Raw genomic sequence first — 22,470 nt, 5'->3', positions numbered from 1 at the left:
CATTGATTAAACCCCTAATTTCCAGCCTAAAGTACGCATCACATCAGAGAATACGCCTGCGGCAGTCACTTCTGTCCCTGCGCCGTAACCGCGCAGAACAAGAGGAATTGGTTGGTAGTAGCGGCTGTAGAACGCCAACGCGTTCTCGCCATCTTTAATTTTGAACATTGGGTCATTTTCATCGACCATGGCAATGCGCACGCGGCACTGACCATCGGCAATCTCGCCCACATAACGTAACACTTTGCCTTCTTGTGCAGCTTTATCGCACAACGACTTAAAGTATTCATCCGCTTGCGGCAGACGCGCCATAAACTCGTCAACACTGCCCGAGGCATCAAAACCCGGTGGCAGAGCTTGCTCGACGATCACATCATCCAGCTCTAACACCATGCCGGATTCACGTGCCAGGATCAGCAGCTTGCGCGCCACATCCATACCCGACAGGTCGTCACGCGGATCCGGCTCCGTAAAGCCTTTGTCTTTCGCGACCGTGGTTGCCTGACTGAACGACAATCCTTCATCCAGTTTGCCGAAGATAAACGACAACGAGCCCGACAAAATGCCGTTGAATTTTTCCAGCTCATCACCTGCCGCAATCAGGTTTTGCAGGTTTTCGATCACCGGCAGACCAGCACCAACGGTTGTTTCGTACATCAACTTACGACGCGAATGACGCGCAACTTCACGTAGCTGGTAGTAGTAAGCCATGCTGGCGGTGTTGGCTTTTTTGTTGGGTGTCACGACGTGGAAACCCGCGGCCAGAAAATCTGCGTACTGGCTGGCAATTTCATCGCTCGACGTACAGTCAACCAGCACCGGGTTAATGATGTGGTTACGTTGCACAAGGGCAATCAGACGCGCCAGTGAGAATTCTTCGGTCGCAGCGGTCATGCGATCGCGCCAGTGATCCAACGGCAGACCTTCGCTATCAAGCAGCAACCCTTTACTGTTGGCGAGGCCACACACACGAATCACAATGCCTTTATCGGCCAGTTTGGCTTGCTGACGATGGATCTGATCCACCAACTCACCACCCACGCCACCAATGCCCACCACAAACACATCCAGGAAGTGTTTCGAGTTGAACAGGTTCTCGTGACACGCTTTGATCGCTGAAGACACTTTGTCTTCCGGGATCACTGCAGAGATCGCGCGCTCAGATGAGCCTTGTGCAATCGCGACAATGTTAACGTGCGCTTCAGTCAGCGAGGCAAAGAACTGCGATGCGACACCGCGAGATGTGCGCATACCGTCGCCCACCAGTGTGATGATCGACAGATCTTCCATAAATTCGACCGGTTCAAGCAGGCCATCTTTCAGCTCCAGCTCAAAGGTTTCCGCCAACGCTTGTTGTGCCAGTTGTTTGTGCTCCGCTTCAATACAGAAGCTGATGCTGTATTCAGAGGACGACTGAGTGATGAGCACAATCGATACGCCCGCGGCAGACATCGCACCAAATACTCGGCTCGCCATGCCAACCATGCCTTTCATGCCCGGGCCGGAAACGTTCACCATGGTGAGATTGTTGAGCGTGGTGATGCCTTTGATTGCCAGCTTATCTTCACCAGTATCCTGACCGATCAGAGTGCCGGGGCCTTGCGGGTTGAAGCTGTTTTTAATCAGGCAAGGAATGTGGAACTGAGCAATCGGTGCGATGGTTTTCGGATGCAGGACGGACGCACCGAAATAAGAGAGCTCCATCGCTTCCTGATAACTCAGGGATTTCAGCAGACGAGCATCGTCAACCAAGCGCGGGTCACAGTTGTAAACCCCGTCAACGTCAGTCCAGATCTCGCAGCACTCGGCGCGCAGACACGCGGCCAGGACCGCCGCAGAATAGTCCGAACCATTGCGTCCAAGGCAAACCAGTTCACCTTTTTTGTTACCCGCGGTGAAACCCGGCATGATGTTGACGTGATTGGCTGGCAGTGGGTTTTGCTTGAAGTGCTGAGTCGACGCTTCAACATCCACCATCGCTTCCAGATAATCACCTTTTGCCAGCAGGTATTTAACCGGATCAATAAGGTTTGCCGCCAGGCCTTTGGCTTCCATGACGGCTTTCATCAGTTGGATGGAAACGCGCTCTCCTTTGCTGATAATGCGAGCATTGACATTATCCGGGCACATACCAAGCAGGTTAATGCCGTGGACAAACTGACGCAGCTGAGACATCGATGTGCGAACCTGGTTATCAAATGCGCTGCCATCGATAGCAGGCAGGACCGCTTTGATGTCCTCAAACAACACTTGGAATGACGTTTCCAGCTCGGTAATTTGTAACTCGGCTTCGCCATTGCGCAGTGCGCTTTCAATCACCGCAACCAGTTTATTGGTTGTTTTTCCAGGGGCAGAAAGAACGACGGCCACTTCTTCCTGTTGTGCATTGTTGGCAATGATATCTGCCGCTCTTAAAAAACGGTCAGCATCTGCTAACGATGAACCTCCAAACTTTAATACTCGCATCCCTTCCTCCAAATTCTCTGAAAATTGGTATAAAAAAAGGCCTGTATCGGTTGGGATACAGGCCTTTTTTGTGAATTTTTTACGCTCAGCAGCCTGCCCCAACATGCGTAATGTCGGTAATAATAATGGTGGTGGTCATTACTACTAGGCTGTTATTAATCATAGAAATCTTGCGTAACTCGTGTGTTTGCGTGCCTCTACGTTTAACTCATTTCTGCGCAAATAGTCAACGAAAAAATTGTTTTTTTTCGCATCTCTTTCAAATCTTGCCGCTAAGTTGCTAAATCATCTGGATTCATATGATAGAGTGGCGATTAAATAATCAAATCATCCGTTAAACAAAACAACTCGTTGCTCAATTTTGCTCAGCAGGCGCGAAATTTTTGTGCTTAACTTATGGGTACCGCAGTGGAAAGCGTACGCCCAATAATCAATACAAGGAGGGTATCATGAAGCAAATTCTTGGTATGTGGTGCCTGTGTATTGGTTTTGCCGCAAACGCCGTCGAACTTCCCGCGTTACCTTCCGCACAGAACCGTTCCTCTCACAGCGTATTCCTTTACAGTGAACCGGGCAGTCAGGGCTTTGACAGTTGGATTGTGGATGGCGGTTACATGTACAACGTGTTTCGTGATGTGGATTTGTACGTCGGTGCCCGGGTTAATTCATCGTTAAATGGCGGTGAAAATGGCTTTCTCAGTGGTGTCAGCTACAAGATAAGCGATCGTTTCTCGGTTAAAAGTACGCTCTATACTGCGAACAAAAACTCTGAAGATAACAAGCGCAGCGAAGTGATGGCTGCAGAGCTTTCCAGCCGCTTACACCTGACGGAAAACCTCGACTTGCACGCCACTCTCGATTATCAGGAGTGGCAGCAAGGGATTGAATTAGGGTTAGGCTTCCGCTTTTAACTCAAGTCCAACTCGACCGGTGAAAGCAGCACGCCATTCCAGTCGGCATAAATATAATCGCCCGGTTGAATCATCTGATTATGAATCGACAGTGTCACATTGACGTCACCCGCGCCGCGTTTCTCAGTTTTGAACGGGCAAGCGCCGAGTGCTTTGATACCCAAATCCATCTGCGACATGGCGACAACATCACGCACAGCGCCATTAATGATCACCCCTTCCCATTCATTTTCAATCGCAGAAATCGCAATCTGATCGCCCATCAGCGCTTTTTGGCAGGAACCATGTCCATCAACAACCAGAACTTTCCCATTGCCATTCTGACTGAGGATTTCTTTAACCTTTGAGTTATCGTGGTAGCAGCGCACGGTTACAATTTGTCCCCAGAACGCACTGCGCATACCGAAATTTTGTAACGGCAGCTCCAACAAAGTCACTTGCGATTCATATTGATCACAAATATCCGGTGTTATATCTCTCATCATTCCTCCATGATTCTTGTTGTGCTTGTTATGTCAGTTTTTCTTGTAGCGAGCCCAGCGATGTCACCTCATCGTCGACACAAGAGTGCAACATCAGCTCATCATCAATAACGTAATAAATGGCATTCTGGCCAAAGTCTCTGGCCATTTGCAGCGCTGTGTCTAAAGGTATCGACACAGCAAAACTCTCTTCATACCAATCAAAATTGTAGTCACCGACCACCACTTTCGACCAATCATAGTTGATCAACGCTTGCTGTAAACGTTGATTATTTACGCAATTCTCATTATTCGACAACCGTTGGCTTTTCGGGTTCCATGCGGTAATGATCGCGAAAGAACGCTTGCGTAGCGGGGATTCAAAGGCAAAACGCACGTTTGCATAGGCTTGCCAGAGTTTTGCATCGATCGTCATCATTCTCGTATTTTTACAACTCGTTATTACTATTCATATCTGTTACATTTCAACTCTTGATGTAAATCAACAAAGTTGTTGGAATTAACAACAGGCCGTTGTTAGCATGCTGTTAACATTATAGAATTCGCTGCAAAGACTAGTAGAACCAATGAGGTGTTGGATCTCAATCGCTAGTGTTATCCATGGATGGCGGGCAACCAAAGACGAGACTTTCTCGAAAAACTTTGGTTTATTATCAACATAAAATTACTTGTATGTTATGTTTTTGCCTAGAATGAGTTCTATTAGCACATTTTTTTCACAAGTTTAGGTACCGCCAATGCAAACCCCGCAGATTCTTATCGTTGAAGACGAGCAGGTTACTCGTAACACTCTAAAGAGTATTTTTGAAGCAGAGGGATACGCTGTTTTTGAGGCCAGTAACGGTGAAGAGATGCACCATGTGCTGTCCGACAACCCAATTAATTTGGTGATCATGGATATCAACCTGCCAGGTAAAAATGGCTTGCTGCTGGCTCGCGAACTTCGCGAACAAGCAGATGTAGCTCTGATGTTCCTGACTGGCCGCGACAATGAAGTCGACAAGATTCTGGGTCTGGAAATCGGTGCAGATGATTACATCACTAAGCCATTTAACCCACGTGAACTGACCATTCGTGCGCGTAACCTGCTAAGTCGTTCAATGAACGCCAGCACCACGCATGAAGAGAAACGTTCGGTTGAGAAATACGAATTCAACGGTTGGGTACTGGATATCAACAGTCGTTCACTGGTCAGCCCTGACGGTGACAGCTACAAGCTGCCGCGTTCAGAGTTTCGTGCCCTGCTGCACTTCTGTGAAAACCCAGGCAAGATCCAGACTCGTGCGGATCTACTGAAGAAAATGACTGGCCGTGAGCTGAAACCTCATGACCGTACTGTTGACGTAACCATTCGTCGCATTCGTAAACACTTCGAATCTGTGTCTGGTACACCGGAAATCATCGCGACCATTCACGGCGAAGGTTACCGTTTCTGTGGTGATCTGGAAGAGTAATCTTTCATGGTAACGAATACAAAAAAGCCTCTGCATACAGAGGCTTTTTTATTATGCAGCAAACACTCAGTAGACTTTGTCGATCGTGACTTTGTGTTCCACCAGCCAGGTTTCGCCCTGACTATCACTTAAGCCCAGCGCCACACTCACCGGCTTATTCAGATCCACTTCGATGTCGCTTTGAAACACCACTTCCCACATGTTTTCACTCTGGGTACGCAGCTCGACTTCATCACCATCGATGGACCAAACTTTTTCACCTTGTTTGATGACCACGGAACTGACGGTTAAATCGGCGGGTAACTGCCCGGATGTCTCCAGCGTCAGCGTACCATTAAGGTTCTGGCTATCGACATCCTCGCCCACCTTCGGCATTTGATCGGTCCAGAGGTTACTTTTGAGCTGAATCGCCGTTTCCGAGAACATCGCCAGATTACTGTGCTGCCAGTTGACGGCGTGAGTTGAACAAGCGGTCAATACCGCACTCACCAAGACCAAAAGCCACTTTTTCATGTTATTTCCTCTGAGCTAACCACTGTTTCAACACCAGAATATCATTCTGGTATTCATTTTTAATTTCATCGACCCAGTCGCCGATATTCTCCCACCAAGCCGGTGCATCTGGCGTTTGCGCTTTTTGCGCCACACTTTGAATGTGTTTCAGACCAATAGACCCCGCCGCCCCTTTGATTTTGTGCGCTTCAGAAACGATACCGTCTTGATCTTTCGCAACCATATTGGAATCCAGCACTTCAATATAGCTTGGCATCATATCCGCAAACATGTCTATGCTGTCCAGCACGGGTTTGGGGCCAACGATGTCGATATAAGACTCAAGCATCGGCAGATCGAGCAAGCGCTGATACAACTCATCATTGCTGTCGGACTGTTCAGGTTGCGCCGAGACAACCGACACATTCGGTTTATCAATCTTATGGACCGTTTTGTTGATCACGTCCTGCACCGCCTGTACTGACAACGGTTTGCTGATCACATCGTCCATACCTTGGCGCTGATATTCCCCTTTGTCTTTCAGGACATTGGCTGTCAGCGCGACCAAAGGCGGCAGATGATCGTAGTTTTCTCGGTAGTACTGAGCAATATCAAAACCGGTCATGTCTGGCAGCTGAATATCGAGGAAGACCAGATCGTAAAGGTCTGGTGCAAACTTCGCTTTCGCCTCTTCACCAGTCATTGCCACCGATACGGTATGGCCTAAACTCTCCAGCAGCGAACGGGCAACGGTAATATTGAGTTCAATATCTTCCACCATGAAGATGTTGAGACTCTTCTGTTCGACCGGGCTTGGCAACGTCTGGCTCACTTCGGCCAGCGGCACGCAAATGGTTACAGTAAAGGTACTCCCAAAGCCTTCCTCACTGCTGACGCTGATATCGCCGCCCATCAGATTGATCAACTGGCGAGATACCGCGAGACCAATACCGGTACCTACCGCGTGTAAGTTATCTTTGCCCGATTTAACCTGATAATACATGGCGAAGATCTTATCGAGTTCCGATTCTGGAATACCGATCCCGGTATCCTCAATGTCCATTACGATATTGGCAAAGCCATCTTCAATATCCGCACTTACGGTCATGACCACGCCACCTTCTTTGGTGAACTTCATGGCATTACTAATCAGGTTCCACAACACCTGACGCAAGCGGGTGGCATCCACTTCCACCAGCGTAGGTAAATCGGTCAGACGTTCGAGATCAAAACGCAGGCCTTTTTGCTCAGCCATCAACGCCGACAGACTTTCCAGTTCAGCGACAAATTCTTCGAAATTGAGCGGCGCCGGGAAAAGTTCCAGTTTGCGGCGGTCAAACTTATCCATGTCGATAATATCGTTGAAGATGTTACCAAGCGTGACCGCGCTGACGTTGATCGTCTGCATGTGTTTGCGCTGCTCGGGATCGAGTTGCGTGTCGAGCAGCATACGGCTCAGACCTACAATGCCGTTGAGCGGCGTACGCAGCTCGTGACTGATGGTGGAAATAAAGGTGGTTTTATCGCGGCTGGCTTTTTCCAGCGACTCTTCATGACGCTTGCGCTCTGTGATATCACGTCCAAAGCCGACCAGGCCGAGATGGCGGCCTTCTTTGCTGTAAAACGGCACTTTGCGCAGTTCGAAGTAGTTTTTACGCCCATCCGGATATTCCAGCCACTGCTCATAGGTGAGAGAACGGTTGTTGTTGAACACCTGCTGGTCTGTTTCCACAATCGACTGCGCAATCTCTTTACGATACACATCCCATGGCGTCAGACCGACCAGCTCACTTTCTCGCTTGCCTGTCAGCTCTTCCATCGCGCGGTTACAGCCGGAGAACTCACCTTTCGCGTTACGGTAATAAATCAAATCCGGCGAGGCATCGATGAAAGAACGCAATAAGGCGGTGCGCTCAGCCAACTCAACCTGGGTTTTTTCGCGCTGGTAGACTTCGTTTTCGAGATCCACCATCGCTTCTTCCCGCGCTTCCTCGGCTTTGATCCGCTCTTCAATTTCCTGATTCAGCTTGACGATGTTCTGTTGCAGTTTTTGGTTCAGCTCCTGATCGCGCGAGCGCATGTCTTTGAGCTTGGAGACCAGTTTCGACAGACGTTGACGCGATTCTTCCAACTGATCGACGACCACCGACAGGAAATAGACCGCCCACGGGGTGATCAGCAGACCAAAGAAAACGGAGCGAACAATATCGATATCGTCGACAAAGCCCTTCAGTGCCAGCGTAATACCGACCTGAACCACAACGGCCAATGCCACCAGCGCCAGCGCCAGTAAAATGGAAAAACGGAGGATGCCCAGCTTAACCAGCAGATCAACATAATACTGGGCGAGATTTTTCATGGGTTTCATTCAAAGCTCCACGGGAAAGCGTTGGCGTTAGTCTAGCGTGTTTGTGGCGTGAACGTCAGCCATTCCAGTCACAAGCCATTGAGAAATCACTAAAGAGTATGCTCACAGCGAGACCGGATGCACACAAGTCTGATTGCGGCCGTTGGCTTTTGCCTGATACAGCGCACTGTCAGCCCACGCCAGCATGATCTCCGGCGAATCGTCGGCCTGAGGCGTACAGGTCACCACCCCAATACTCACCGTAACATAAGGCGATACAGCAGAGCTCTGATGCGGCAGCGCAAGCTCAGCAATCCGGCCATGAATACGTTGCGCCACCAACTGAACCCCCGCCAGTGCAGTATTGGGCAGGATAATCGCAAACTCTTCTCCCCCATAACGGGCGACACAATCGGACGAGCGATTAATCACGTCATTAAATGCCTGCGCAACCATACGAAGAATATCGTCCCCCTGCAGGTGACCATAGCTGTCGTTGTAGCCTTTAAAATAGTCGACATCGCACAACATCACGCTGAGCGGGCGCTTTTCGCGAGCATGCAGGTGCCACAACGTCTGCAACTGCGCATCAAACCGGCGGCGGTTGGCAACCTGCGTCAGACTGTCGAGATAACTGAGGCGCTCCAGCTCTTGGTTGGCAGCTTCCAGCTTCTGTTCACTCAGATAACGCTCGGAGACATCACGTGCCATGATCAGCACACCACGCGTTCCGGATATCGGGTCGCGAAATGGTGATTTGACCACGTCATACCACACCTGACGGCCATTGGAATAGTCCACTTTATCCAGATATCGCAGCGATTGGCCACTTTTCAACACCTGACTGTCACTCTCAGACAGACGGGCGTAAACACTTTCCGGCACCACATCCTGCAGGCGTTTGCCGATCAGTTCACTGACATCGCTCAGCCCCAGCGCGTCAATAAATGGCCGGTTACACGCCTGATAGACCATATTTTCGTTGAAGATCCCAATTGAATCCGGGCTGGCATCAAGAATGCTTTGCAGAATCGTATCTCGCTGCGCGAGTGCCACTTCGGTGTCTTTGCGCTTTTCCATTTCATCGCGCAGGTTGCGCTGAATGTTGTGCCAGTCGGTTACATCATGACTGATGCCCAACACGCCCAGATGATCACCGCGCGGCGACATCAGCACAGACTGATACGTTTCCAGCAGGCAACTGCGGCCATCCGGCGTGGTGGTCCAGCGCTGTTGACTGGCGCGTCCTTTCATGATGCCGGAAAAGACTTCGCTGCCTTCCTCTTCTCTGCCCAGCCAAAACTGGTCGAACGCACGGTTGGTCGCGATGCGTTGACCACTTAAGTCTTTGACATAAATAAGTTCCGACAGTGAATCGAGGGCGGTCTTGGCAATAGAGAGAGAGTTGAGTTCGTGTTGCTGTTCGAACGCAGAGTGATGATAAACCACCGCGTTCACCAGCCAGACTTTACGCCCCCGGTAATGGGTCGCGCGTGCGGAAAGTTCGATATGGTGTGAAGCGCTGCCGGGCATCGGCCACTCAATCACAGCGGCAATCCGCTTTTCCGCGCAATTGGCAATCGTGTTGAGCAGTAACTGCAACTGTTCAGAAGAAAGATGAGGAGGGAAAAAAAAATTTTTCCCAACCCGGCGAATGCCGAACAATGAATACGCAGCCAGGTTGGCGAACATCAGTTCGCCTTTCTGCGCCTGAAACAACAACAGGGCAGCGGGCGAACTTGCCATCAGCAACACCAGATGCCGCTGCTGACGGCGGTACAGATAAAGGAAACCTGCGCTCATCGTCGCAAACAACGCGACAAACCAGCCCCAGTGTTCCATAAATCCAGTCGCAGCCCACTGCAGTTGATCCATGCTGATGAAAACCTTCAATCATTACCGATTATTGAGTGGGCAAAAGATAACAGTTTCTCGGTTTATGGTCTGCAACTATTCGAGCGAGTGATATTGAAACGGCCGTCCGATTAAGGATCCTTGAGCGCCGTCACGATCCAGTCGGCGTCCAATCTCGGTCATCGCCAGCCAGCGGTTCTCGCACCATAGCGGCGACAGCAACGTTGGCCGCCTCGCAGCAGATGTCACGCGATGAAAGACCACTTCTGGTGGTGTGCGTTGAATCATTTCACTGGCAATCGCGACATAATCTTCTAATGTCGGCGCTTCCAGTTTTCCGGCTCGCCACGCTTTGGCCATGGTACTGCCTTCGACGATATGCAGGCCGTGTAATTTGATCCCGTCGGTACCAATCGTCAGCACCTGTTCCAGCGTGGCGATATTGTCATCCCTGCCCTCTTTCGGTAACCCGACAATCAGATGAGTACAAACTTTGATTCCCAGCGCGCGGGCACGTCGGGTGATTTCACCGTAACAGGCAAAATCGTGGCCGCGGTTGATGCGTTTAAGCGTACGATCATTTGCGGTCTGCAAACCGAGTTCAAGCCAGATTTCAAACCCTTGTTGCACGTATTCCGCGAGTAATTCCAGCACGGCATCCGGGACGCAGTCCGGGCGCGTCCCGACACACAAGCCGACAATATCGGCGGCTTTGAGTGCTTGTTCATACATGTTTTTCAGCACCTGAACTTCGGCATAGGTACTGGTATAAGCCTGAAAATAGGCCAGATACTTCTTCGCCCGCTGCACTTCACTCGCACGATCTTTCAGTTGGTCTTCAATACTTTTGGCTTGGCTCTGTTCATCGGCAAACGACGCCACATTGCAGAAGGTACAGCCCCCACGGCCGATGGTGCCATCGCGATTCGGGCAACTGAATCCGCCATGTAAGGTCAACTTATGTACACGCTCTCCGTAGCGTCGCTGGAGATCTTGTCCAATCGTATTCACTAGCTCATGTAACTGCATGGCGACATCCCAAATAAATACAAATACTTCTCAATTACAAAATGTAATTAAATTACACAATTACAAAATTTAGTCACAAATTTTAGGTGTATGAAACGCAGACATCTCTAATCAAAATCAATAAACATTCATAAAAACAGCATTTAACCCTTAATGTTTTACAAATGTTAAACAGGTTATGCATTTGCAAACAAAAAAAGCCCATAAAAAACCCAGACTTTTCGTTGCATTTTCGTGCAACAAAATTGTAGGATACTTACAGTTTTGCACTGATTTTTGATTAATTTATTACAAAAAACTCTGCGAAACGTCGGTGATATTCCGCTCCTACCTATATAAACCACTAGAAAAGTGGCCTGACAAAAGGGATATCACTAAGGATTGTTTTTCTCACAAAATTTTTCCTGTGAGAGACGGAAAGGAAGCGAACCCGCCACCATTGGCAGGTTTAGATTCATAACAATAAAGGACGGGATACAGAGCTGGGGCTTGCCTTGGCTTAATTGTGTCCGCTTGAACTGGAAGGATGTATCTATGGTAGATAGAGAGCAAAGTTCGCGAGGTCTTTACACTCCGGAACTCGAGCATGATGCTTGTGGTATCGGTTTTGTTGCTCACCTTAAGAACCGCAAATCTCACCAAGTCGTGACTCAGGCACTGGACATGCTGGCACGTATGGAACACCGCGGCGGTCAGGGCTGTGACCCTTGCAGTGGTGACGGTGCGGGTATTCTGCTGCAAAAGCCACACGAATTTCTGTTGGAAGAAGCCGTTAAGCTGGGCATCAAATTGCCAGCGTTCGATAAATACGGCGTCGGCGTAGTGCTGTTTCCTAAAGATGAGCACAAACGCGCGCAATGTCGCGACATTTTGGAACGCAATGCCAAACGTCTTGATCTGGACGTGATTGGCTACCGCGTATTGCCAACCGACAACAGTATGCTGGGTGCGGATCCGTTAAGCACTGAGCCTCAATTTGAACACGTATTTATTTCCGGCGGTCCGGGCATGAGTGCCGACGAGCTGGAACGTAAACTGTACGTCTTGCGTAATTACACCGTCCGCGTTTGTCTCGAAAGCGTGTCGAACATCGGTGATGACTTCTACATCAACTCGCTGTCGTACAAAACGCTGGTCTACAAAGGCCAGTTAACGACCGAGCAAGTACCGCTATATTTCCTGGATCTGCAGAATCCGACCATGGTGACGGCGCTGGCGCTGGTACACTCGCGTTTCTCCACCAACACATTCCCGAAATGGCGTCTGGCCCAGCCTTTCCGTTACATTGCGCACAACGGTGAAATCAACACGGTACGCGGCAACCTGAACTGGATGAAGGCGCGCGAGGCGATCCTGCAATCGAATTTATTTACTCAAGCCGAAATCGATATGTTGCTGCCAGTGTGCCAGGAAGGCGCGTCCGACTCCGCCAACTTCGACATGGTGCTTGAGCTTTTGGTGCTCTCTGGCCGCAGCCTGCCACATGCCCTGATGATGATGATTCCGGAAGCGTGGCAAGAAAACAAAGCCATGGACCCGAAACGCCGTGCGTTCTACCAATACCACGCCAGCGTGATGGAACCGTGGGATGGCCCTGCGTCTGTCTGCTTTACCGATGGCGTGCAAGTGGGTGCAACGCTTGACCGCAACGGTCTGCGCCCGTCTCGCTATACGGTGACGAAAGACGATTTCCTCATCATGGCGTCCGAGTCGGGCGTGGTGGAAATTGCTCCGGAAAACGTTGAATACCGTGGCCGTTTGCAACCGGGCCGTATCTTTGTGGCGGATTTGGAACAAGGCCGCATCATTTCTGATGAAGAAGTGAAAGATGGCATTGCCAACGCCCAGCCATATGAAAAATGGGTGGAAGATAACCTGCTAAGCCTGAAGAAGCTTCCTGACGCCGATAACGTGCACAGCCAGCCTTCGCCAGAACGCCTGCTGCATCGTCAGCAAGCCTTTGGGGTCAGCAGCGAAGAAGTGAACGACATCATTCTGACACTGGCGCAAACCGGTTATGAACCGCTCGGTTCGATGGGCGCAGACTGGCCTGTGGCCGTGCTTTCGCACCAGTCCCAGCATCTGTCGAACTACTTCAAGCAGCTGTTTGCTCAGGTGACCAACCCACCGATCGACCCGATTCGCGAACGCATGGTGATGTCACTCAACACCTACATCGGCCGCGATCAAAACCTGCTCGCTGAAACGCCTGCGCACTGCCGTAAAGTGGAACTCGAATCGCCCGTGATTTCCAACGCTGAGCTGGAAAAACTGCGTGCGATCGATAACGAACACCTACAAGCCAAAACGCTGGATATCGTATTCCAGGCCAGCGGCGAACCGGGCAAACTCGAACGTGCTCTGAAACGCATCTGCCAATACGCGGAAGATGCGGTCATCGACGGTTACTCGATCATTCTGCTGACCGACCGCGCGGTGAACTCCAACCACGCGGCGATTCCTGCCATGCTGGCTGTGGGCGCGGTACACCATCACCTGATCCGCAAAGGTCTGCGCTCGAAGTGTGGCATTGTGGTTGAGACCGGGGATGCGCGTGAAACGCACCACTTTGCGACACTGGTCGGTTACGGGGCCAACGCAGTCAACCCGTATCTGGTCACGGAAACCATTTTCGATCTGAAACGCCGCAACAAACTGGATGCCGAGATTCCGGTCGACAAATACTTCGAAAACTACCGCAAAGGCATCAATGCCGGCCTGCTGAAAATCTTCTCAAAAATGGGGATTTCAACCCTGCAATCCTACCATGGCGCGCAAATCTTTGAAGCGCTCGGGATCAGCAAAGCGGTGGTCGATAAATACTTTACCGGCACCATCACCCGCATTCAGGGCATGACGCTGGATGACATCGCCAAAGAAGTTGGCGTGCGTCACCGCATCGGTTACCCAACACGTGAAATTCCGCTACAAGTGCTGGATGTCGGCGGTGTGTATCAGTGGAAACAGCGTGGTGAAAAACACCTGTTCAACCCAGAAACCATTCACCTACTGCAACACTCGACGCGCAACAAGGACTTCCAGGAGTTCAAGAAATACGCCGCCGCGGTAGACAGCCAAGGCGACAAAGCCGTCACTCTGCGCAGTCAGCTCGACTTTGTGAAAAATCCGGCCGGCTCGATTCCAATTGAAGAAGTGGAGTCAATTGACAGCATCGTTAAACGCTTTGCCACAGGCGCGATGTCGTTTGGTTCGATTTCTTACGAAGCGCACTCCACATTGGCGGTCGCAATGAACCGTCTGGGCGCGAAGTCAAACTCAGGCGAAGGCGGCGAAGACCCAATGCGCTTCCTGCCAAAAGAGAATGGTGACTGGGAACGTTCGGCGATCAAACAGGTGGCTTCCGGCCGCTTTGGTGTGACGTCTTACTACCTCACTAACTCGGAAGAGATTCAGATCAAGATGGCTCAGGGCGCGAAGCCGGGCGAAGGGGGTCAGTTGCCGGGCGACAAAGTCGATGACTGGATCGGCGCAACGCGTCACTCCACGCCGGGGGTCGGCCTGATTTCGCCACCACCGCACCACGACATCTACTCCATTGAAGACTTGGCGCAGCTGATCTTTGACCTGAAAAACGCCAACCGCAAAGGCCGCGTGAACGTCAAACTGGTCTCGGAAGCGGGGGTCGGCACCATCGCATCCGGCGTAGCCAAAGCGAAAGCGGATGTGGTACTGATCGCCGGGCACGATGGCGGCACGGGGGCCTCACCGATTTCGTCGATTCGTCACACGGGTCTGCCATGGGAACTGGGTCTGGCAGAAACGCATCAGACACTGCTGAAAAACGGCCTGCGTAACCGTATCGTCGTGCAAGCGGATGGTCAGATGAAAACCCCACGCGACATCGCGATTGCGACGCTGCTGGGCGCTGAAGAATGGGGCGTGGCTACCGCTGCCCTGGTAGTTGAAGGTTGTATCATGATGCGTAAGTGTCATAAGAACACCTGCCCGGTCGGCATCGCAACACAAAACAAAACGCTACGTGAACGCTTTGACGGCCGCGTGGATGACGTGGTGACCTTCTTCCAGTACATGGCGCAAGGTCTGCGTGAAATTATGGCGGAACTGGGTTTCCGTACCATCAATGAGATGGTTGGTCAGGCGCACAAACTGAAACTGCGCGACGATGTCGGTCATTGGAAATACAAGAATCTGGATCTGTCTCCGGTACTGTTCCTTGAGCCTCCTCGTGAAGCCGATGGTATCTACTGTCAGACACAGCAGAACCATAATCTGGAAAGCGTGCTGGATCGCCAATTGATCGAAGTCGCCAAACCGGCGCTGGAGAAAGGTGAAGCGGTGAATGCACAATTCCCGATCATCAACACCGACCGCAGTACCGGCACTATGCTGTCGAACGAGATCTCCAAAGTCTACCAGGACCAAGGTCTGCCGCAGCCAATGCAGGTCAAGTTCAACGGCAGCGCCGGACAATCGTTTGGGGCGTTCCTGGCAAAAGGCGTGAAGTTTGAAGTCGAAGGCGATGCGAACGACTACTGGGGTAAAGGGTTGTCCGGCGGTACGCTGGTACTCTACCCGAACCGCAATTCCAGCCTGATTGCCGAAGACAACATCGTCGTCGGTAACGTCTGTTTCTACGGTGCAACGTCTGGCGAATCTTACATTCGTGGTCTGGCGGGCGAGCGTTTCTGTGTACGTAACTCCGGCGCCAAAGTCGTGGTAGAAGGCGTGGGCGACCACGGCTGTGAATACATGACGGGCGGCGTTGCCGTGATCCTTGGCGCAACCGGTCGCAACTTTGCGGCGGGCATGAGCGGCGGTACAGCCTACGTCTGGAACAAGTCGGGTGACTTCGAATCGAAACTCAACCCTGAACTGGTGGATCTCGATCCAATTGAAGCAGAGGACAAAACTCTGCTCAAAGAGATGCTCACCAAACACGTTCAGTTCACAGGAAGTGAAGTGGCACAGTCTTTCCTCGACAACTTTGAAGCCAGCCTTGCCGATATGGTGAAGGTGATGCCGCGTGATTACAAAGCGGTACTTCAGAAGCGTCAGGAAGCAGCAGCGGCAGAAGCGGAGGCAGTGTAATGGGTAAGCCTACTGGATTTTTAGAATTTGGTCGTGAACTACCGAAGAAGATCGACCCGAAAGAGCGCATCAAGAACAACAAAGAGTTTGTGCTCAACGCCGAGTTTGGTAACAAAATCAACCAACAAGCGTCGCGTTGCATGGATTGTGGCGTACCGTTTTGTCATAACGGCTGCCCGATTGGCAACATCATTCCAGAGTTCAACGATGCGGTGTATCGTGAAAGCTGGGAAGAAGCGTGGCACATCCTGAGTTCGACCAACAACTTCCCGGAGTTTACCGGTCGTGTTTGTCCGGCGCCGTGTGAAAGCGCGTGTGTGCTGGGTATCAACCAGGATCCGATCACCATTTGTAATATCGAAAAAACCATCGTTGAGCGCGCCTACCAAGACGGCTATGCCAAGCCGAAAACGCCGCGCACTCGCACCGGTAAATCGATCGCCATCATCGGCTCTGGCCCGGCAGGGTTAGCTGCCGCAGAGCAGCTCAACAGCGCGGGTCACACTGTGACCGTGTTTGAGCGCGATGAGAAAGTCGGCGGCCTGCTGCGTTTTGGTATTCCGGATTTCAAACTGAGCATGGATGTGATTGATCGCAAGATCAATCTGATGGCCGAAGCGGGCGTGAAATTTGAAGTCAATGCGCATGTCGGCGTCGACATCAATGCCCAGCAACTGCGTCAGGAATTCGATGCCGTGCTGCTGACCGGTGGATCCACCGTACCACGCAACCTGCCGATTCCGGGCCGCGAGCTAAGTGGTGTGTATTTTGCGATGCAGTTCCTGGCGCAAAACAACCGCCGTGCCAACAACATGGATCTCAAAACCGACGAGATCCATGCCAAAGGCAAACACGTGGTGGTGATTGGCGGTGGTGACACCGGGTCTGACTGTGTCGGCACCTCAAACCGCCACGGCGCGGCGAGCATCACTCAGGTGGAAATCATGCCCATGCCGGCGGACAAACGCCCGGCGAACATGCCTTGGCCGCAATACCCCATGATTCTGCGCACGTCGACCTCCCACGAAGAAGGCTGCGAGCGTCACTGGAACATTCTGACCAAAGAGTTTATTGGCAACGACAAAGGTGAGGTCACCGGTCTGCGCATTGCCGATATCGTCTGGAAAGAAGCAGCGGCGGGTGAACGTCCGAGTTTCGAGGAAGTGGCGGGCAGCGAGCGAGTCATTCCGTGTGACATGGCATTTCTGGCGATGGGCTTCCTGCATCCTGAACCACATGGTGTCTTGGCTCAGCTCGACATCAAACTGGATGAGCGCGGTAATGTGGCCACACAAAACTTTGCGACCAACCAAAAAGGGGTGTTTGCCGCAGGTGATATGCGCACAGGTCAATCACTGGTGGTACGCTGCATCAACGAAGGCCGCGAGTCCGCGCGAGCCGTGGATGAATACCTGATGGGCAATACCCATCTCGAAGCAAAAGCCGACTCTTTAATGCTTTCAGCATAAAGGTCTATACAACAAGGTTCCTAGAGAGCATATCCCTAGGAACTTTGGTGTAGACACAACAAATTCCTTCCAAACTGTTCCTATTTGGCTAGCGCTCCCGCTAGCCTTTTTTCTCTGTTTCTCATCTGACGAGAGTTAAATGTTAAAAAGCTGTAACATTTAAAAACGTATCATATTGAATTTATTGATATTATTCAGAGTAATGCTTGGTAAATCGCTGACACACATGATTAATCACCAAAAACTTGACCTTTTTCACAATAAGCTATAGGTTGTGAATTCAGTGCAAATTAAACTGTCCAGAACTGTTAAATTTTTAATCAGTTTTAATTAATAAATATCTACATAATAACAATATAAACGAATAGTTAGTCATTTACTGTCTGGATGACAGAGAAGCAAAGGGAGAATTGCAATGGCTCTATATGATCCAAGTCTTGAGAAAGACAACTGTGGATTCGGCTTGATCGCGCACATGGAAGGTCAGGCCAGTCATAAATTGGTTCGCACCGCGATTTCTGCTCTCGACCGCATGACCCACCGCGGCGGTATTGCCGCCGATGGTAAAACCGGTGATGGCTGTGGTCTTCTACTGCAAAAGCCCGATTCTTATCTGCGCCTGATCGCTGAAGAACAGCACTGGAAGCTGGGTAAGCAATACGCGGTTGGTATGATTTTCCTTAGCAGGGATCCGATCAAAGCGCAGTCCGCGCGCGACATCATCAATAAAGAGCTAGCGCAAGAAACACTCACAGTCTCCGGCTGGCGTACCGTGCCAACCAATCCGAAAGTGCTGGGACCGATTGCTGCGGCCTCACTGCCGGATATTCAACAAGTCTTCATTTCTGCACCGGCTGGCTGGCGTGAGCGCGATATCGAGCGCCGCCTGTATATCGCTCGTCGTCGCATCGAAAAGCAAATCACCGAAGACAAAGATTTCTACATCTGTTCGCTGTCCACTCAGGTTATCGTCTACAAAGGCCTGTGCATGCCAGCGGACTTACCACGTTTCTATCTCGACCTGGCCGACCTACGTATGGAATCGGCTATCTGTCTGTTCCACCAGCGTTTTTCAACTAACACGCAACCACGTTGGCCATTGGCTCAGCCGTTCCGCTATCTGGCGCACAACGGTGAGATCAACACCATCGAAGGTAACCGTCAGTGGGCGCGTGCGCGTGCCTACAAGTTCTCATCCCCGTTGCTGCCTGACTTGCAAACGGCCGCACCTTTTGTGAACGAAACCGGTTCTGACTCTTCCAGCCTCGACAACATGCTGGATCTGTTCCTCGCGGGTGGCATGGATATCTTCCGCGCCATGCGCATGCTGGTTCCGCCAGCGTGGCAAAATCACCCGGATATGGATGACGATCTGCGCGCCTTCTACGACTTCAACTCCAAACACATGGAGCCGTGGGATGGCCCGGCGGGTATCGTATTATCCGATGGCCGCTACGCTGCATGTAACCTTGACCGCAACGGTCTGCGCCCTGCACGCTATGTGATCACGAAAGATAAGCTGATCACGCTGGCTTCTGAGGTTGGTATTTGGGATTACGCGCCGGATGAAGTGGCGGAAAAAGGCCGCGTTGGCCCAGGCGAACTGCTGGTAATCGATACCCGCAAAGGTAAGCTGTGGCAATCGGCCGAGATCGACAACGATCTTAAGAGCCGCCACCCCTACCGCGAGTGGATGCAAAACAACGTTTACCAGTTAACCTCGTTTTCCGAGTTGCCAGACGATCAGGTTGGCGAGCGCAGCTTCGATGAAGATCTGCTCAAGACCTATCAGAAGCAGTTTGCGATGACTAACGAAGAAGTGGATCAGGTACTGCGCGTCATGGCCGACATGGGTCAGGAAGCGGTCGGCTCGATGGGCGACGATACGCCGATGGCCGTCCTCTCTTCGAAAGAGCGTCTGATCACCGACTACTTCCGTCAGAAATTTGCTCAGGTGACCAACCCGCCGATCGATCCGCTGCGTGAAAAACACGTGATGTCGCTGGCCACCAGTATCGGCCAGGAGATGAACGTCTTCTGCGAAACCGATGGTCACGCACACAGAGTCACATTTGAATCGCCGGTTCTGCTTTACTCTGATATGCAGCAGTTACTGACCCTAAGCGATCAGCATTACCGCAATACGATCCTCGACATCAACTACGATCCGCGGGAAAAAGATCTTAAACAAGCGGTATTGGAGTTGTGTGATCAAGCCGAACAGGTGGTGCGCGAAGGCACCGTACTGATCGTGCTGTCGGATCGCGCGTTGACCAAAGGCAAACTGCCGATCCCGGCGGCGATGGCCGTCGGCGCAGTGCAAACTCGCCTAGTGGAATCCAACCTGCGCTGTGATGCGAACATCATTGTGGAAACCGCCACCGCGCGCGATCCACATCAGTTCGCCGTGCTGATTGGCTTTGGTGCCACCGCCGTTTATCCGTACCTCGCTTATGAAGTGGTCGGCAAAATGGTCGACGACGGCGTGCTGGATAAGAGCTATCGTGATGCGATGCAAAACTACCAGTACGGCATCAATAAAGGCCTGTACAAAATCATGTCCAAAATGGGCATCTCGACAGTAGCCTCTTACCGCTGTTCACAACTGTTTGAAGCGGTTGGCCTACATACCGACATTGTCGAACTGTGCTTTAAAGGGGTCACCACCCGTATTCAGGGCGCCAACTTTGAAGACTTCCAGCAGGATTTGTTTAACCTGTCGCGTAAAGCATGGACCAAACGTAAGTCGATGGAACACGGTGGTCTGCTGAAATACGTGCACGGCGGTGAATATCACGCCTACAACCCAGATGTGGTTGGCACGCTGCAAACGGCGGTGAAATCCGGTGAAACATCAGACTACGCTGAGTTTGCCAAACAGGTTAACGAGCGTCCGGTGGCGATGCTGCGTGATTTGCTGAAACTGAAAAAATCAGACAACCCGCTGGCACTGGAACAAATTGAGCCGACCACTGAGCTGTTCAAACGTTTTGACTCGGCGGCAATGTCTATCGGCGCACTGAGCCCGGAAGCGCACGAAGCTCTGGCGACCGCGATGAACCGAATTGGTGGTCACTCGAACTCCGGTGAAGGTGGTGAAGATCCACGCCGCTTTGGTACCGAACGTAACTCGCGCATCAAACAGGTCGCTTCAGGCCGTTTCGGTGTGACGCCACACTACCTGACCAACGCTGACGTGCTGCAGATTAAAGTCGCGCAAGGTGCAAAACCCGGTGAAGGTGGTCAGCTTCCTGGTCACAAAGTGACGGCGGAAATCGCTAAGTTACGTTACTCCGTACAGGGTGTGACGCTGATTTCGCCGCCTCCGCACCACGATATTTACTCAATTGAAGACTTAGCCCAGCTGATCTTCGACTTGAAACAGGTCAACCCGAAAGCGCTGGTGTCGGTCAAACTGGTTTCTGAACCGGGCGTCGGCACGATCGCGACGGGTGTGGCCAAAGCTTACGCCGACCTCATCACCATTTCCGGTTACGACGGCGGCACAGCGGCGAGCCCACTGACCTCAGTGAAATACGCGGGCAGCCCTTGGGAACTTGGCCTGGCTGAAACTCAGCAAGCCTTGGTGGCCAACGGTCTGCGTCATAAGATTCGTCTGCAGGTCGATGGCGGTCTGAAAACCGGTCTGGATGTCATCAAAGGTGCCATTCTGGGTGCGGAAAGCTTTGGTTTTGGTACCGCGCCAATGGTAGCAATGGGCTGTAAATTCCTGCGTATCTGTCACCTCAACAACTGTGCAACCGGGGTGGCGACTCAGGATGAAACCCTGCGCCGCGAATACTTCAAAGGTCTGCCAGAGATGGTGATTAATTACTTCACTGGCCTTGCCGAAGAAGTACGTGGTTATCTGGCCGAACTGGGCGTAGAGAAACTCACCGACCTGATTGGCCGTACCGATCTGCTGGAAACCGTGCAAGGCATGACAGCGAAACAGAGCAAACTGGATCTGTCTGGCATGCTGGAAGCACCCGTGTCACCGGAAGGTTTACCACTGTACTGCACCCAGCCGAATACCCCGTTTGACAAAGGGGCGCTCAACCAGAAAATCGTTGATGACGCACTGGAAGCGATCGAAAACCAGCAGTCAGTTGAACTCTACTACGACGTGATCAATACCGACCGTTCGGTAGGTGCGCGTGTGTCCGGTGAAATTGCCAAACGCTACGGCAATGCGGGCATGTCGGCGAACCCGATCAAAGTGGTTCTGCAAGGCACTGCAGGTCAGTCGTTTGGTGTGTGGAACGCGGGCGGCGTTGAGCTGTATCTGACTGGCGATGCCAACGACTACGTCGGTAAAGGCATGGCGGGCGGTAAGATTGTCATCAAACCGCATCTGGGGACTGCTTTTACCTGTAACGAGGCCACCATCATTGGTAACACCTGTCTGTACGGTGCCACTGGCGGTAAGCTGTTTGCAGCCGGTAAAGCGGGCGAGCGTTTTGGCGTGCGAAACTCTGGCACCATTTCAGTGATTGAAGGTGCAGGCGACAACGCGTGTGAATACATGACGGGCGGCATCGTGGCGATTCTGGGGGCAACGGGCGTCAACTTCGGCGCGGGTATGACGGGCGGTTTTGCTTACGTCCTTGACGAAAATGGCGACTTCCAGGGCCGCGTGAACGAAGAGTCCGTCGAAGCGATTGCGCTGAACGATCTCTACATCCATCAGGAACACCTGCGTGGCTTGATTGCAGAACACCTGGAAGAAACCGGCTCTGTTCATGCAGAAAATATCTTAGCGAACTTTGATGAATGGATTCCGAAGTTCTACCTTGTTAAACCACAGGCAGCGGACCTGCAGACTCTATTGGGTCACCAAAGCCGCAGCGCTGCTGAACTGCGCGTTCAAGCACAATAATTGGAAGGAGCCGAAGT

Annotated in this window: 12 protein-coding genes and 1 other annotated feature; of the genes, 5 read left to right on the top strand and 7 right to left on the bottom strand. The window is 51.6% G+C overall.

Going from position 1 to position 22,470, the window contains the following annotated elements; all coding sequences use genetic code 11:
* Nucleotides 1-6: 6 nt before the first annotated feature.
* Nucleotides 7-2,466 carry a bifunctional aspartate kinase/homoserine dehydrogenase I gene (thrA, locus tag LGV68_RS11140; protein WP_020330522.1) on the bottom strand — a complete coding sequence of 820 codons (2,460 nt, stop codon included), beginning with the start codon at nt 2,464-2,466 and terminating at the stop codon, nt 7-9.
* A 30-nt stretch (nt 2,467-2,496) separates the two neighbouring features.
* Nucleotides 2,497-2,616 (bottom strand) — a sequence feature (Thr leader region).
* Between the two features lie 299 nt (nt 2,617-2,915).
* On the opposite strand from thrA, the gene LGV68_RS11135 reads away from it, so the two are divergent.
* Nucleotides 2,916-3,377 (top strand): hypothetical protein, encoded by a 462-nt coding sequence (locus LGV68_RS11135; RefSeq protein WP_100268014.1) that lies wholly within the window; start codon nt 2,916-2,918, stop codon nt 3,375-3,377.
* Here the strand turns inward: LGV68_RS11135 and LGV68_RS11130 are convergent.
* Together LGV68_RS11130 and LGV68_RS11125 are read right to left on the bottom strand one after the other, a co-directional pair.
* A complete protein-coding gene (locus LGV68_RS11130; RefSeq protein ID WP_180953925.1) occupies nt 3,374-3,859 on the bottom strand; it encodes a putative 4-hydroxy-4-methyl-2-oxoglutarate aldolase in 486 nt (161 codons plus the stop codon). The two genes, LGV68_RS11135 and LGV68_RS11130, sit on opposite strands and share 4 nt — an antisense overlap.
* A gap of 28 nt (nt 3,860-3,887) precedes the next feature.
* Nucleotides 3,888-4,277, bottom strand: coding sequence for a DUF3293 domain-containing protein (locus LGV68_RS11125; protein ID WP_024373855.1), 390 nt, complete (start codon nt 4,275-4,277; stop codon nt 3,888-3,890).
* A 319-nt stretch (nt 4,278-4,596) separates the two neighbouring features.
* Here LGV68_RS11125 and arcA point away from each other — a divergent pair, with 319 nt between their 5' ends.
* On the top strand, nt 4,597-5,313 hold the full coding sequence (arcA, locus tag LGV68_RS11120; protein ID WP_004724146.1) for a two-component system response regulator ArcA: 717 nt from the start codon (nt 4,597-4,599) through the stop codon (nt 5,311-5,313).
* Between the two features lie 66 nt (nt 5,314-5,379).
* Here arcA and LGV68_RS11115 read toward each other — a convergent pair whose 3' ends face one another.
* From LGV68_RS11115 to LGV68_RS11100, 4 genes are all read right to left on the bottom strand, one after another.
* Complete coding sequence (locus tag LGV68_RS11115) at nt 5,380-5,826, bottom strand: hypothetical protein (protein ID WP_024373856.1); 447 nt, start codon at nt 5,824-5,826, stop codon at nt 5,380-5,382.
* Between the two features lies 1 nt (nt 5,827).
* Nucleotides 5,828-8,173: an aerobic respiration two-component sensor histidine kinase ArcB gene (arcB, locus tag LGV68_RS11110; RefSeq protein WP_061056858.1), complete on the bottom strand. Its 2,346-nt coding sequence runs from the start codon at nt 8,171-8,173 to the stop codon at nt 5,828-5,830.
* A gap of 102 nt (nt 8,174-8,275) precedes the next feature.
* Nucleotides 8,276-9,994: a diguanylate cyclase gene (locus tag LGV68_RS11105; protein WP_252536760.1), complete on the bottom strand. Its 1,719-nt coding sequence runs from the start codon at nt 9,992-9,994 to the stop codon at nt 8,276-8,278.
* A gap of 108 nt (nt 9,995-10,102) precedes the next feature.
* On the bottom strand, nt 10,103-11,035 hold the full coding sequence (locus tag LGV68_RS11100; RefSeq protein ID WP_252535192.1) for a TIGR01212 family radical SAM protein: 933 nt from the start codon (nt 11,033-11,035) through the stop codon (nt 10,103-10,105).
* A gap of 534 nt (nt 11,036-11,569) precedes the next feature.
* On the opposite strand from LGV68_RS11100, the gene gltB (LGV68_RS11095) reads away from it, so the two are divergent.
* The 3 genes from gltB (LGV68_RS11095) (at nt 11,570) to gltB (LGV68_RS11085) (ending at nt 22,453) form a co-directional block, all read left to right on the top strand.
* The gene (gene gltB / locus LGV68_RS11095) at nt 11,570-16,105 is read left to right on the top strand and encodes a glutamate synthase large subunit (protein WP_154184736.1); all 4,536 of its coding nucleotides are present in this window, start codon (nt 11,570-11,572) and stop codon (nt 16,103-16,105) included.
* Entirely contained in the window at nt 16,105-17,574 is a 1,470-nt protein-coding gene (locus LGV68_RS11090; protein WP_020330512.1) for a glutamate synthase subunit beta, read from the top strand. Before gltB (LGV68_RS11095) ends, LGV68_RS11090 begins: the two co-directional genes overlap by 1 nt.
* A gap of 415 nt (nt 17,575-17,989) precedes the next feature.
* Entirely contained in the window at nt 17,990-22,453 is a 4,464-nt protein-coding gene (gltB, locus tag LGV68_RS11085; RefSeq protein ID WP_252535189.1) for a glutamate synthase large subunit, read from the top strand.
* Nucleotides 22,454-22,470: the final 17 nt, after the last annotated feature.

Origin of the sequence: Vibrio sp. LQ2, from assembly GCF_023920125.1 — a bacterium.
In the GTDB taxonomy this organism is placed as follows: Bacteria; Pseudomonadota; Gammaproteobacteria; order Enterobacterales; family Vibrionaceae; genus Vibrio; species Vibrio fluvialis.
Note: the sequence above shows the minus strand (reverse complement) of the source record. Positions and strands in the feature narration are given on the sequence as shown.

Coding starts and splice junctions, on each gene's coding strand:
- thrA (WP_020330522.1), bottom strand. CDS start 2,466: ATGCGAGTATTAAAGTTTGGAGGTTCATCGTTAGCAGATGCTGACCGT.
- LGV68_RS11135 (WP_100268014.1), top strand. CDS start 2,916: ATGAAGCAAATTCTTGGTATGTGGTGCCTGTGTATTGGTTTTGCCGCA.
- LGV68_RS11130 (WP_180953925.1), bottom strand. CDS start 3,859: ATGAGAGATATAACACCGGATATTTGTGATCAATATGAATCGCAAGTG.
- LGV68_RS11125 (WP_024373855.1), bottom strand. CDS start 4,277: ATGATGACGATCGATGCAAAACTCTGGCAAGCCTATGCAAACGTGCGT.
- arcA (WP_004724146.1), top strand. CDS start 4,597: ATGCAAACCCCGCAGATTCTTATCGTTGAAGACGAGCAGGTTACTCGT.
- LGV68_RS11115 (WP_024373856.1), bottom strand. CDS start 5,826: ATGAAAAAGTGGCTTTTGGTCTTGGTGAGTGCGGTATTGACCGCTTGT.
- arcB (WP_061056858.1), bottom strand. CDS start 8,173: ATGAAACCCATGAAAAATCTCGCCCAGTATTATGTTGATCTGCTGGTT.
- LGV68_RS11105 (WP_252536760.1), bottom strand. CDS start 9,994: ATGGAACACTGGGGCTGGTTTGTCGCGTTGTTTGCGACGATGAGCGCA.
- LGV68_RS11100 (WP_252535192.1), bottom strand. CDS start 11,035: ATGCAGTTACATGAGCTAGTGAATACGATTGGACAAGATCTCCAGCGA.
- gltB (WP_154184736.1), top strand. CDS start 11,570: ATGGTAGATAGAGAGCAAAGTTCGCGAGGTCTTTACACTCCGGAACTC.
- LGV68_RS11090 (WP_020330512.1), top strand. CDS start 16,105: ATGGGTAAGCCTACTGGATTTTTAGAATTTGGTCGTGAACTACCGAAG.
- gltB (WP_252535189.1), top strand. CDS start 17,990: ATGGCTCTATATGATCCAAGTCTTGAGAAAGACAACTGTGGATTCGGC.